This window comes from Verrucomicrobiia bacterium (genome assembly GCA_035629175.1).
Lineage (GTDB): Bacteria > Verrucomicrobiota > Verrucomicrobiia > Limisphaerales > DASXHY01 > DASXHY01.
The window spans coordinates 1-13,653 of record DASPIL010000062.1; the positions used below are offsets into that span (position 1 = coordinate 1).

A 13,653-nucleotide genomic window follows, 5' to 3' on the forward strand; every position below is an offset into this window, starting at 1 on the left:
TGTCCTTCACGTAGTAATAATTGGCATCGCTTGCCTCGGCGAGCCCCGCCATGAGGTCTTCGTTGTAATCGTCGCCCAGGCCAATCGTCGTGACCGCGATGCCTTCTGTGCTCAATTCTCGCCCAAGCTGGCGCAGGTCGCGCGTTGAACTTGGGCCGATGTTGGCGAGCCCATCCGAGAGCAGCATCACTCGATTGATGCGGCGCCCCGAAAGATACTCGCGCAACTCAGCCGCGCCGGATTTCACTCCCGCATACAACGCGGTGCTTCCTCCCGCTTCGATTTTTGCGATTTCGCGCCGAAGCTCGGATTTGTCGTCAACGCGGCGGGCGGGAATCAAGACGCGGGCGTTGTCGCTGTAGGCAATCAGGGAGAACACGTCTTCCGAGTCGAGACGATCAACCAATTGCGTTGCGGCCTGTTTTGCCTTTTCCAGCTTGGCGCCCGTCATGGATCCGGATCGGTCCAGCACCACCGCGAGGTTCAAGGGCGTGCGTTTTCCGCGCTTGGTGCGCTCGGCCGCCGCGAGATCGATCTTCACCACGACCTCCGATTTTGAGCCTTTCAGGATCACATCGCGATCCGGTTCCAGCTTGATGCGCAGGGTTTCTCCGGCCGCGGGGCTGCTTGCCAGCGCGAGGACCAGACCAAGAAAGACGAGAGTTCGTTTCATGTCCAAACTCTTGCAGAACGGCGCAACCGATGTGTCAGCCTTGCGCGAAACAGTTGTAAAAATTTTGTGAGGGAATTCGTACGGAGCCGCCGAACGCTTCCAAACTTGAATGATTCGTTACAGCGTCGGGGAGGGCGCGTATCGATTGGTGACCGGCTTTTCGAAGATGATCACTTTTTCGTCCGGCTTCGCGTACCGCAGGCGTTCACGAGCGAGGCGTTCGATCGCTTTGGGATCGTTCTGCAGTGTTTCGGCAGTCGCCTTCAATTGTTTGTTGGCTTCCTTCTCCTGCTGGATGCTGGTCTCAAGGCGCAAGAGTTCGCGCCGCATGCGTTCGTTCTGCTTGATGACGGGAAGGTAGCAGAGGCCGACGTAGAGCACGCCGGCAGCCAGGAGGAGACCGATCACGACATTCGTGAGCTTGCCCCAAATGCCAAGATCCACATTCACGCGCGTGAGTAAATCACGCGGGATTGGGGTGCGGAAGCAGTAAATTCACCCAACTGTTGCCAAATGCTCACCGTGCAAAACGTTTCCAGCTCTGCAAACGGCGCTCAGGATCGAACGTGAGACGCAGATAATAATTGGGCGTTTCCACAATCTCGGGTGCCATCGGGACAGAGTAGCCGTAGGGATATCCGCGAGTGTAATGACTCGGGTAGACGATCGTTCCGCCGCGATCCGTAAGCCATTCGGCTACAGTTGTGCCATCCTGAAGCGTCGCCTGTTTGTCAGGCGGACCGAGTTCCAACACGGCGGAATCGAAGGTATAGTTGCCGACGCGGCTCTCCCAATCAATGCGCTGGGTGGCGCAGCCCGCAAGCAGCGCGATGACAAGGGCAAACAGAGCGGGTTTGAATGTGCCGAACCGTGTGGTTTGCATGCTTCACGATAGAGCGGCGGCGCTTGAAATCAATAGGGCCACAAACGCGGCGTCGAAACGGGTTCCCCGCTATCCCAGAAATGCCGCGTGGACGGCCTTCATCGCCTGGTCGCCCTTTGCGAGGTCAATCACGACCGAAACTTTGATTTCGCTGGTGGAGATCATTTCGATGTTCACACCTTCATTCGCAAGCGTTTCGAACATCCGGCCCGCAATGCCGCTGTGGCTCTTCATGCCGACGCCGACAACCGAGAGCTTGCCGATCTGCTCGGCAACGATCGGTTCGCCGAATCCAATTTCCTGCCGCAAGTCCTCCATGACTTTCCTCGCTTTGAGCAGGTCAGGTTTATCGAGCGTGAACGAAATGTCGGTCGAAGGTGCTCCAGGGTTATGGCTGATGTTCTGGACGATCATGTCGACGTTTACGGCGGCTTCGCCGAGCGCCCTGAAAATGCGGGCGGCGACGCCAGGTTTATCGGGAACGCGCACCAGCGTGATCTTGGCCTGGTTTTTGTCGAGCGAGACGCCGCGCACCACGACGCCTTCCATGCTTTTTGTTTCTTCTTTCACAATGGTTCCGGGATTTTCGTTGAGGCTGGAGCGGACTTCAAAGATGACGCCAAACTTTTTGGCAAATTCAACAGAGCGCGATTGCATCACCTTCGCGCCGAGGCTGGCGAGCTCCAGCATTTCGTCGTAGGAGATTTCCTCAAGCTTGCGCGCCTTGGGAACGATCCGCGGATCCGCGGTATACACGCCGTCCACATCCGTGTAAATCTGGCAGAGGTTCGCCTTCAACGCAGCCGCCAGCGCGATGGCGGTGAGGTCGGAACCGCCGCGTCCGAGGGTTGTGATCTGGCGCTCTGAAGTTTCGCCCTGGAATCCAGCGACGATGACCACCTTGCCCTGGTTCAGCAGGTCATGCGCGGCTTTGGGCGTGATGTTTTGAATCTTCGCCTTGGTATGAACCTGGTCGGTGACAATGCCCGCCTGCGCGCCCGTGAGAGAGACCGCGGGAATGCCGAGCGAATGCAGCGCCATGGCCGTGAGAGCGATCGTGGTTTGTTCACCGGTTGCGAGCAACATGTCCATCTCGCGCTCGGTCGGGAGCGGCATGATCTCCTTTGCCAGCTTGATGAGATTGTCTGTGACACCGCTCATTGCGGAGACAACGACGACAATTTTATCGCCTTGCGCGTGGTATTTAGCGACGCGGGCGGCGACGTTTTTGATGCGGTCGGTGTTGCCTACTGAAGTGCCACCGTACTTTTGAACGATCAATGCCATAAATTCTCGGGGCGCAGGTTCTCAACAGGACCGCGCCCCAAAAGGGAGCGGAAGAGTAGGGAGGGGGGGCGGCTTTGAAAAGTCCGGAGTTCAACCCCGTGGCGGCGGGCATCTTTGCCTGCCGTGGAGCCGGGCTTCCAGCCCGGTGGAAAGAACCTCAAAACGAAGCCGAGCGCATTGAAAGAATCTGAGTGCCTTCGTGTTTAACGTTTTCCCCGGGCGGCAAGGATGCACGCCCCCTACGCGAGGCAAGATGCCTGACGCCGCCCATCCCTCACCCGAATGCGGCGCAGCTAGACCCTCGATCCTGACTCCTTCAGGAGGGCAACTTCCTTCTCAAGTTCTCGCATCCGGCGCATCAATTCGGGCAAATGCTGCAGCGCGATCATCTGCCGTTTTGCTTGTTTATCCGGCGCGGCGGGAATCCCGAGAACTGTTCCTTTGTCAGGAATGTCGCGCATCACGCCCGACTTGGCGCCAACTGTCGCCTGATGTCCCAGACTCAAGTGCCCTGCAATTCCCGATTGTGAAGCGATGACGCAATAGTTCCCGAGTTTCGTGCTGCCGGCGAATCCGCATTGGCCCATCACAAGGCAATGTTCACCGATCACCACGTTGTGCGCGATGTGAACCAGGTTGTCGATCTTTGTGCCCTGGCCGATCACCGTGGAACCTAGCGCGCCGCGATCGATCGCGGTATTCGCGCCGATTTCAACGTCGTCGCCAATCGTGACATTCCCGACCTGCAAGACCTTGCGATGCCGCCCTTCATCAAAGACGTAACCATAGCCATCCGATCCAATCACGGTTCCGGCATGGATGTGAACGCGATTGCCGACCTGGCACTTGGCGTAGATGACCACGTTTGGATAAAGGCAAACATCGGTGCCGATGGTGCAATCGCGGCCAATGGAATTGCCGCCGAGCAGAACGGACCGTGCTCCCAGGCTGGCCCTGTCGCCGACGATGCAGTTCGGTCCGATGTGCGCGGTTGGGTCAATCTGCGCGGACGCCGCAATGGTGGCGCTGGGATGAATTCCCTGCGGATGTTGTTCCACCGGGAAGAAGACGGGGAGCAGCCGCGCGACGGCAATGCGCGGGTTGGCCACACGAATCAACACTTTTTTCGAAGACGCGAACCCGCCATTGACCAGGATGGCAGAGGCGTGGCTGGCTTCCGCTGCGGCGAAGTAACTGTCCTTTTCGGCGAAGGTGAGATCCCCGGGCCGCGCGTGTGCGGCTGACGCGAATCCGGTGATTTGAATCGTGCCATCCCCGAACACTTCACCACGGATTTGGCTGGCAATTTCAGCGGCGGTTAAGGACATAAATTTGAATTTTTGACCGCGGGTTCAGGGAGCTTGGGGTGGCTGTCGAAAAATGATAGTTCAGATCGACCCAACGGTTGGATCGCCGGAGTTTCTCGCCGGACGGGAGAAGGCGGGGATTATTCTGGAGAATCACTGCAGGCGTTCCGGGGGTTCGCGCGCGAATACTGGTCCTCTGCCGCGGGTTTGATCCGCGGGATCGCGATCATGCGTTGCGCTTCGACATCCCAGATCTTCAACCGCAAACAGCGCAGAATCTCCGCCGGGTGCAGTGACGTGGTTTTGGCCTGGCGCAATTCGGGGATCGCACGCATTACTTCCGGCAGACGATAGAACGGAATTTTTGCGTTCAGATGATGGATGTGATGGTAGCCGATGTTTGCCGTGAACCATGCCATGATCGGCCCGGTTTCCATGTAGCTCGAGGAATCCAGCGCCGCCTTGTCATACGCCCATCCCATCCGGTCGTGGAAGGTAACGGCCGGGAAATTGTGTTGCGCGTAAAACAGGTAGGTCCCAATCGCGCAGGCCACAAAATGCGGAATGATCTGCACCAGCAGCAGCGCCTGCCACCCGAGGAAAACGACGAGCGCGGTGGAAATCACGAAATGAACCACGAAAGCAATCGCGCAATCAAAATGTTCCTTCGGCTTGTTGAAGAAAGGGTACAGGCACATTCCAAACAGGAATGCAAAGACGTAGCCGAAGAGAATCGTCAACGGATGGCGAATGAACAGGTATTTGGCCTGGCGCGCGGCCGATGACTTCAAGAACTGCGTGCGGGTCATGACAGGGAAGGATCCGATGTGCGAGCCGCGAAGCTGTGAATTGTGATTGTGATGATGATTGTGGGAACTGCGCCAGATGCTGCTGGGGCTGAGCGCCAGGATTCCAAAGATCCTCATCAGCACCTCGGCCACTCGCGATCGCGCGAGGATCGCGTGATGCTGTTGGTCGTGATAGATCACGAACAGCCGCAGGATCAACAATCCCGAAAGCACGCTGCAGGCGACCTGCCCAACGAGATGAAAGTTCAAGATTGTTCCCACCAGGCTCGCTGCGAGCAGAAAAGCGGTCGAGAGGACATGCCACCAGCTTTTCGCCGCTGAATCAGAGGCGAACGGTTTGGTGGCGAGAATGAGTTCTTTTCCGGTTTTCAAAAGGTGTAGGTCGAACAATCCTCCATATGGGGCAAAATGTCCATGCCGCGCACCAAGTTTCGCGTGGGCGCTCAAAAGCGCAAAGCCGGGAACTTCAGTTTCCTTTTGCCGGCATTGGTGCGATTCGCAATCGAAAGAACTTTTCAGACCCCAAGATCTGCACCATTGGACGCCGCCACGCTCCGTCGCCCGCAGCCGTGCCTGTCGAATGCCAATCGCCTGTTTTGAGATCGGAAGTGAATTCGAGATCGTAAGCAAATCCCGGCTCCGTCGAATACGCAATCTGAAGGTCTTGGTCATCGATCGGTCGCAGGTGAAGAACGGACGGCGATGCTGCGCGTTCCGGATCAGAGGTGGAAACGGCGAGCGATGTGATCACGAACTCCGCGGGGCGCGATTCGGCAACGCCGTAAAGAAGAATGGCCCGATGCTGCGCGATGTCGCCAGCCGTTGTGGTGGTCTCGTCACAACGAACAAAGTACGCTTGTGAAGATGTGGTGCCCGCGAACGCGCCCTGCTGAAAAAGGGAGTGCAGGAAGTTTTCAGCCGCGGCGCGCAGCTGAGTCCAGAGCGGCGTTGCGTTGTGATTGGTGGCGGCAAATGCAACCGACCGTTGGATCGATGCTGCGATCCAGGATCGCGTGCGAATTGCGGCCAGTTGACGATTCTCAAGATCCTGGCGGTCCAGCGTGCGGGCGGACCAGGGCACGATGCCGGTGCCGGCAAAGTTGCGAATGGGATTTATATTGTTCGCCGCGAGCAGATCGGACGCGGCGGAACTCACGATGGGCGTGGTGTTCGCGGCGTTGAGCGGATACGCGGAGCCCGCGGGAACATTCCATGGCGCTTGACCAGCGGCGCTGGTTGCATGGATGGCAGCCATGGCGCCGGACGCCGCGACAGTCACAATTGCGCCGTTCAGGTTGAATTCCAGATAGGGAAAATAGATCGCGCAGTTTTTTGCATTGAGGGGCAACGCGGCGCCCGCCCATTGTATCATCGCTTCCGCGTTTGGTAATCCTGGTGGAGGATCAAGGATCATGAAAATCCTGCGTGGGTTCACGAAGGCATGGAATATGGGGAATGCCGAACTGAACTCCTGCGCGTTGAGAAGTGCGAGTTCGGGAACGATCAACAGGCGGGTATTGCTTAACGGCGCGACGGCATTCAATCCTGTGAGCGCGTTCGAATCGCCAATCAGGTTGTCGTGCAGTGATCCTGTGTCGGTCACGCGAATCACGTGCAACGCGGCACCGCCGTTGGCGAAGAATTGGCAGGCCTGGACTTCGGCCGGCCAACTTGCGGGATTGGTGGAACCAAACGTCGAATGGAATCCTGCTTCGTCGACCCACAGCGGAACTTCAAGAGGTCCGCGGGCGAAACGTCCGAGCAATACCGTCTCAGTGGCAGGCAACGGAGTGATTTCTTGCGCAACCGCGCGTGAGACGAAGGCCATCACAAACATGACCGCTGCGACACAAACGAACCCCGACGGGGAACGGTTTCGAACTGTGATTTCATTTCGCGAGCAGTAGCGATGCTGTGAATTCTCTGCGGGAAGCACGCCGGAGAATACCCATGGATTATGACGATGACGAGCGCAATTGGTCTCCCGCGGGGCCCGCGGGTTGCGCCACGATTCAGAATGGAATTTCGGCTTTGTTCCCTTACAAAAATCACGTAGAGAAGCAGAACCATGACCACGAAGAAGAACACGATTTGCATTTGGTATGACCACGATGCGGAAGAAGCCGCGCGCTTCTACGCGAGGACTTTTCCCGACACCTCGGTTGGTGCTGTACTTCGGGCGCCGGCCGACTACCCAAGCGGCAAGGCAGGCGACGTCCTTACGGTTGAGTTCACCGTATGCGGAGTGCCGTGCATCGGCCTGAATGGCGGCGACGCGTTCAAGCAGACCGAGGCGTTTTCCTTTCAAATCGCCACCGAAGATCAAGCGGAGACCGATCGCTACTGGAACGCCATCGTTGGGAATGGCGGAACGGAGAGCGCGTGCGGGTGGTGCAAGGACAAATGGGGTGTGTCATGGCAGATAACGCCACGCGTCCTTTCTGAGGCGATGGCGAAGGGCGGCGACGTGGCAAAGCGCGCGTTTGAGGCCATGTTGGAAATGGGCAAGATTGACGTCGCCAGGATCGAAGCCGCCGTGCGCGGGGATGCCAAATAGTGGATGCGATAAAACTTCTCCTGCGCTGGGTCGCCGCTTTCCGTGACTTTGAAGCTGATAAAGAGCCCGATGGCCCCGACACTTCCGTTGCGATCCAACACGGCTTGTGCCGCGCTGACGACGCGGTCGTAAAACTTGCCTCGACCCGATTCGGACATCGCCTCGCAGCATGAGTATTCATGCTCATTCCATGAGCCGCCCGTGTCTGCCACTCTCGAGGACCGCTCTTTCAATCTCATGGCTACCGCTCCACAGAGCTCGATCGTTGCCTCGTGCATGTTGGGGGAACGGCTGGTGATGATGCCGACCCGCGTTACTCGCAGCTAGGGTTCAACGGGCAGTCGAACGGGCTGATGCGGTTTGGCATTGATGGAGCGCCTTGATTCCCTGTTTCACAAAAGCAAGCAGTTCAGAAATCCTATGAAGCACAAACACATTGCACTCATCGCGGGTGTATTGACGTCGACCGTCGCCGCCACCGCGCAGCCTATAACTACCTTGGAGAATGCCGATTTCGATGCCGGCGTCGCCAACGTCGCATCGGGCTTTGACAACCCGGGCGCCGATGTTCCCGGATGGCGGAATCATACTGTCATAACCGATTCCGGAGTCGAAGGGCCGGGCGCGTGGTGGAATCCGTATGAAAATTTTTCCGCGTTCATGAAGGGTGGGGAAGCCGCTTACACAATGAGCGATTACACCATCCAGGCAGGTGATCAATTCAGCGTTTCATTTTTTGCAAAGAGCTGGGAATGGACCTCCGCCGGGATTGGTGAGTGGACAGTCACGTTGTTTTACGACAATCCCGCAAATGCGATTGGTTCGTACATAACGCCCGCACTTTCCGACAACAGCACCTGGACGGCTTACACCAGCGGGCCAATCGCAGCGACTGTTGAATCGCAAGGCGGCAAACTGGGTGTTCTGTTTGCCAGCAGCGGCGGGGACATTGCACAACTGGATGAAGTCACGATCAATGTGGTTCCAGAGCCTTCCACGTTCAGTCTTTTGGCGTTGGCGGGACTTGCCTCGTTGCTGGGCCGGCGCCGGCTCGTGAAGTAATCATCAGCGATTCGCCTGGTTGCGATCGCGCCGGCAGGGACGCCGACATCGGTATGCAGAACGTGGCTCTCGCAGGAATTTTCTTTGTGCGCGCTGCCTGTCTCATGCTGTTGTTCTCCCTGCCGGCTTTGGCAGCCCCGACCGGGGCAGGGGCTTCTGACTTTCCGGGCATTACAAATCTGTCGCAGTTGCGGCTGAGCGCGGCTGAGAATATTCGCGTTGTTCGCTCCTTTCGCCTCATCGTCGAGGTGATTGATGTTGACCCGGCCGCCGGAGTGCTGGCGGTTCGTGACAGTTCGGGCACGGAGTTTCTTCGCGTGGAAGGGAGTGATCGCAATATCCACCCTGGCGCGACGTTAAGCATCGAAGGAAAGGGCTGCGGGCTGAAACTGGAGCGCTTCGGGATTGCCATCATTCCCGGCATGGTGGTGGATAATGATGGGATCCATCCACAGGTGACAGAGTCGGGAAGGAGGCATCTCAGGCGGGGACTGAATCCGATCAAGCTTGCCTGGTTCAACTGGTTCGGGGATCAGGGACTGTCAGTCGAGTACGAAGGACCAAACATTCGCCGCCAAACCATTCCAGGTTCCGTGCTCATAAAAAAGAAAACAGAGGCTGCGGCCACAAACTTGTCCCACGGCCTGAACTACAGGTGCTACGAAGGGACGTGGGATTTGTTGCCTGATTTCCGAAAGCTGCAGCCGGTGCAGGTCGGAGTCGCAACACACTTTGACGTGGCTGTGCGAACACGAACCGACGCGGTAGGCATGGAATTTGACGGGTTTATTATGGTTCCCGAGGACGGTGAGTACACGTTTTATGTCAGCTCCGATGACGGCGCCCGCCTGTACGTTGGGGAAGCCTCGCTGGTCTTGCGTGTGTTGCACCAGGGGAACTCCCGTGTGGAGACGGACGTCGAGAAACATGCCCCCAAGGGCGACCGCCGCTGGGTAGTGCTGGAGGGTGTTGCGGGTTCAGCGGGCATTTGGGGCGCAGGCGGGGAACTGCGATTGCGGGTTGGCGATGATGACATACGAGTTGAGCTTTTCCGAGGTGGCCATCTGGTGCCCGATCTCACTTCCTGCCGGCGGGTTCAAGTCTCGGGCCTTTATGAGGATGTGCTGAACCAGGATGGAGAGCTTGGGCCTGGCCGGGTTCTGGCGTTAAGCTGGAAATCCGTAAAACCTGCGGAAGGCGATACCGATCGGGGAGGTTCCGCCGATCTCGCGAATTCGGAAAATGCCTCGGCTTCTTCCCCGGCGCGCCTGACCACGGCAGCGGAGATTAAGGCCCTTTCGTCCAAACGCGCGAGCCAGCGAATCCCGGTGTTGATCCGTGGAGTGGTGACGGCCTTCTCTTCAAAAAATTCAGGCGCTGTCATTCAGGATGCCACGAGGGGCGTCTTTGTTGATGTTTTCCGCTGGCGCGGCGCCGAGCCTTTGCAACGCGGGCAACTGTGCGAGATCGAAGGCGTAACCGACCCGGGCGGGTTTTCTCCCGTCGTGGTCGCACACCGGATCAGGCATCTGGGCCCCGGCAAGCTGCCAAAACCCGTGCGCGCCACGTGGGATCAATTGGTAAACGGAAGCCTGGATACGGAGTTCGCCGAAATCGACGGCGTCGTGACGGAGGTCAAAGGTTCCCAACTCCTGTTGCTCACCGAAGGCGGCAAGATATCGGTGGACTTGAAGGATTTCCGGCCTGAAGCGCTCCTGGCTTTTGAGAACGCGTTGGTTCGGCTTCGTGGCTGCTTCCTGGTCAATTTCAATTTTGGAACGCGCAGGCTTGAAACGGGATCCCTCGTGATCAGCGGCGCCGATGTGGAACTGCTCGAACTGCCGCCTGCAGATCCTTTTGAGACGCCTCGCAGAAGCATTGGCGAGCTGTTGTTTTACGATGCCAAGGCTGCACCGTTCCGTCGCGTGAAGATTGGCGGCCAGGTGATTTACAGCCGGGCTGGAGAGTGCTTTCTGACTGACGGCACGAACAGCGTGCAAGTGAAAGGGCGAAGCGCGGACATCTTTGCCGTGGGTGACCTGGTGGATGCAGTCGGTTTCCTTCAACTCGGTGGCAACGCACCCGAATTGCGTCAAGCTGTGATGCGGAAGACCGGGCACGCGGCCTTGCGTGATCCACGGAAGCTCCCCGCGGACGAACTGTTCCTGGCGCGCAATTCGGGAGGCCTTGTCGAAGTGGACGCAACGTTGATCAATCACTGGCGCGACGCATCGGAACAGGTGTTGGAGCTGCAGTCAGGATTCCTCGCCTTCAAGGCGCGGCTGCACAAGGCCGGGCCCCCGCTTTCACTGCCACCGCTCGGCAGCCGCCTGGCACTAATCGGCGCCTATGCACCTCACGGAAACGCGACGGGCGACGGGTCAGTCAGCGGATTTGATTTGTTGCTCTCTTCGGCGAAAGGGATTCGGGTACTCGCAACCCCGCCGTGGTGGACGCTCAAGAGGGTATTGATCCTGGCCGGGATCCTTGCTGCGATCCTTTTCGGAGTGCTGATTTGGAACAAGGAGTTGCACAGCAAAGTTGAGGAGCGGGGGAGGCTGTTGGAAGCAGAAATCCACAATCGCCAGAGGGCGGAGATGCAGCACGCGGCCGAAGCTGATCGGGCGCGTATCGCGCGGGACTTGCATGACGAGCTGGGCACCGGCCTGACAGAGGTCAGCCTCCTCGCAAGTGCGGGGCTCGGGCAATATCATGATGGCGAAAAAATCCGCAGCCGGTTTCACAACATCGCGGAAAAAGCCCGCGAACTCGTTTCCAGCCTGGATTTCATCGTTTGGGCGATCGATTCAAGACGCAACTCGCTGCAATCGTTCGCGGATTACCTGGGCCATTACTCCAGGGAGCTTATGGGTTCTGCTGGGATAGATTGCCGGCTGAGGATTCGGATGGAACGCGGTGAGATTTCCCTCACCGAAGCCGAACGGCACAGCTTGTTTCTGGCGGTCAAGGAAGCGTTGAACAACGTCATCCGCCATGCCTCCGCGACCCAGGTTGAAGTCCAGGTTTCCCAGGCTGGAGATCGCATGTCCATCGTCATGACCGACGATGGCCGGGGGTTTAATTGGGATACAATCCAGCGCGGGGATGGCATCACAAACCTCCAGGAACGTTTGCAGGCGATGCAGGGCGAATGCCGATTCGATTCCCATCCTGGAAAAGGGACGACCGTCACGTTCATTGTTCCCGTCACGCAAGAACCCCACCGAACCTCATCTGAAATCACATGACCACAGTCGCCATCATCGAGGATAACAGCACGATGCGCCAAATGCTGACCGAACTGGTTGATAGCGAGCCGGGCTATCGCTGCATCTGTGCCTGCTCAACATCGAGACAGGCATTGGTTGACGTGCCGAGGCATCGTCCGGACATCGCGTTAATGGACATCCATCTGCCGGACGAATCCGGCATTGCGTGCACCGCTCGGTTAACGGAGAAGATGCCGGGTTTGCAGGTGATCATGGTTACGGTTTACCAGGACAGCAATCTGATCTTCCAGGCGTTGAAAGCGGGGGCTTGCGGTTACATTTTGAAACGGTTCCGCCCCAACGAAATCATTCAAGCCATTGCGGAAGTGCGGGCGGGGGGGGCGCCGATGACGAGCGAGATTGCCCGCATGGTGGTGCATTCATTCCGCGCACCCGCGGTGGTTCCCGATGGCGGCCTGACGGCGCGCGAGGCTGAGATCCTTGAACTCCTGGCAGAAGGGCTTTCGAACAAGGAAATCGCGAGCAAAAAAAATATTGCCGCCGGAACGGTTCGGAATCATCTCGGCAACATCTTCAAAAAGCTTCATGTCCGCTGCAGAACCGAGGCGACCGCGAAGTACTTTCGGAAAAAGCATGCGGCCCCCGGGGGCAACGCGTGAGTTACCATCGGCGGAGTTGAATGTGGCGTACGTCACATACCAACCGTCCAGTTGTCGGTGTTATCCTGTCCCCGAAATCCATGCTTTCCGCCTCCGCGTCCGAGCGCGGGCGTGTTTTTGACGCTCATTCCGAAGAACACGGGCTGGATGCTGAGATCATCCCGCGGCGAAACAGGCGAACACGAGACTCATGAAAAAGAACTCCTCCCAAAGCCGGCCGAACAGCGGTTTCACATTGATCGAGCTGCTTGTTGTGATTGCAATCATCGCCATTCTGGCGGCGATGCTCCTTCCCGCCCTTGCGAAGGCGAAGGTGAAGGCACAGGGCATCCGTTGCGTGAACAATGGCAAGCAGTTCATTCTGGCCTGGCATATGTATTCCAGCGACTTTTCGGATAAATTAGTCCTGAATCCTGAAAGCGGCGGAGGCAACAATCCCGCTGTCGCGTGGGCCACCGGCGACATGCAAATCCCCGCGCATCGGAACAACCGCGATTACATCGAAAAGGCCCTGTTGTTTCCGTACAGCAAAAGCATTGGGCTCTATAAATGCACGGGCAACACCAAGAAGGACATGCTGCGCGGCGTTTCGATGAACTCCACCATGGGACTGTGCAACAGCAGTGGAAAGTACCTGCCAACGCCGGGTTGGGGCGGAATCGGAGGCGCCTTCAAGACCTTCATGAAATCCTCCGCGATTACGAAACCCGCCGACTATTTCGTCATCATCGACGAGGACGACAACAGCATCAATGACGCACTGTTCCGCGTGGATTTTGCAAACGTTGCCACCAGTTTTCGCCTGAACGACATTCCGGCTGTTTATCACAACAAAGCGAGCGGCATTACGTTTGCCGATGGTCACGCCGAGATGCACAAATGGCGTTCCCTTCGCGTGCCCGTTCCGGGATGGGGAGGCGCGGCGGCAGGGGCGGGCGGTTGGGGTGCCAGCAATCGCGAAGACGCCCAGTGGCTGTTGCAACATACCGGCGAACGATAGTAGCAACTGCGGATTCGTTGACACCTTTTCCATGATTGGATTCCGCTACCTTCAGCAGGATGTGACGTACATCACATTCAAGCCATCAGGCGGGTATGCTAATCATGGTGTCACGATCAGCCCAAATTCACCCGCATTACGTGATTCAGCCATTTCCAGTTTCACTTCAACCAGGATTCCATCCGG

At 57.8% G+C, this 13,653-nt stretch carries 12 protein-coding genes; 5 read left to right on the forward strand and 7 right to left on the reverse strand.

Translation table 11 applies throughout. The features are described from left to right. From VEH04_10270 to VEH04_10300, 7 genes are all read right to left on the reverse strand, one after another. Positions 1 to 673, reverse strand: a 673-nt coding sequence (locus VEH04_10270; GenBank protein ID HYG23156.1) for a VWA domain-containing protein, incomplete at its 3' end; no start/stop codon positions are given. A gap of 117 nt (positions 674 to 790) precedes the next feature. Further along, entirely contained in the window at positions 791 to 1,123 is a 333-nt protein-coding gene (locus VEH04_10275; protein ID HYG23157.1) for a septum formation initiator family protein, read from the reverse strand. A gap of 67 nt (positions 1,124 to 1,190) precedes the next feature. Continuing rightward, on the reverse strand, positions 1,191 to 1,556 hold the full coding sequence (locus tag VEH04_10280; GenBank protein ID HYG23158.1) for a hypothetical protein: 366 nt from the start codon (positions 1,554 to 1,556) through the stop codon (positions 1,191 to 1,193). A gap of 69 nt (positions 1,557 to 1,625) precedes the next feature. Further along, complete coding sequence (locus tag VEH04_10285) at positions 1,626 to 2,843, reverse strand: aspartate kinase (protein ID HYG23159.1); 1,218 nt, start codon at positions 2,841 to 2,843, stop codon at positions 1,626 to 1,628. Positions 2,844 to 3,136: 293 nt separating this feature from the next. Continuing rightward, on the reverse strand, positions 3,137 to 4,171 hold the full coding sequence (gene lpxD, locus VEH04_10290; GenBank protein HYG23160.1) for a UDP-3-O-(3-hydroxymyristoyl)glucosamine N-acyltransferase: 1,035 nt from the start codon (positions 4,169 to 4,171) through the stop codon (positions 3,137 to 3,139). 119 nt (positions 4,172 to 4,290) lie between these two features. Further along, positions 4,291 to 5,331, reverse strand: a complete 1,041-nt coding sequence (locus VEH04_10295) for a fatty acid desaturase (GenBank protein HYG23161.1) — start codon at positions 5,329 to 5,331, stop codon at positions 4,291 to 4,293. Between the two features lie 94 nt (positions 5,332 to 5,425). After that, positions 5,426 to 6,745 (reverse strand): hypothetical protein, encoded by a 1,320-nt coding sequence (locus VEH04_10300; GenBank protein ID HYG23162.1) that lies wholly within the window; start codon positions 6,743 to 6,745, stop codon positions 5,426 to 5,428. 282 nt (positions 6,746 to 7,027) lie between these two features. Here VEH04_10300 and VEH04_10305 point away from each other — a divergent pair, with 282 nt between their 5' ends. The 5 genes from VEH04_10305 (at position 7,028) to VEH04_10325 (ending at position 13,467) form a co-directional block, all read left to right on the forward strand. After that, positions 7,028 to 7,516 carry a VOC family protein gene (locus tag VEH04_10305; protein ID HYG23163.1) on the forward strand — a complete coding sequence of 163 codons (489 nt, stop codon included), beginning with the start codon at positions 7,028 to 7,030 and terminating at the stop codon, positions 7,514 to 7,516. 420 nt (positions 7,517 to 7,936) lie between these two features. Continuing rightward, a complete protein-coding gene (locus VEH04_10310; protein ID HYG23164.1) occupies positions 7,937 to 8,578 on the forward strand; it encodes a PEP-CTERM sorting domain-containing protein in 642 nt (213 codons plus the stop codon). Positions 8,579 to 8,631: 53 nt separating this feature from the next. Then, complete coding sequence (locus VEH04_10315) at positions 8,632 to 11,826, forward strand: ATP-binding protein (GenBank protein HYG23165.1); 3,195 nt, start codon at positions 8,632 to 8,634, stop codon at positions 11,824 to 11,826. Beyond that, complete coding sequence (locus tag VEH04_10320) at positions 11,823 to 12,467, forward strand: response regulator transcription factor (protein ID HYG23166.1); 645 nt, start codon at positions 11,823 to 11,825, stop codon at positions 12,465 to 12,467. The genes VEH04_10315 and VEH04_10320 overlap by 4 nt, the downstream gene beginning before the upstream one ends. A gap of 190 nt (positions 12,468 to 12,657) precedes the next feature. Next, positions 12,658 to 13,467, forward strand: a complete 810-nt coding sequence (locus VEH04_10325) for a prepilin-type N-terminal cleavage/methylation domain-containing protein (GenBank protein ID HYG23167.1) — start codon at positions 12,658 to 12,660, stop codon at positions 13,465 to 13,467. The last annotated feature ends 186 nt before the right edge of the window (positions 13,468 to 13,653 follow it).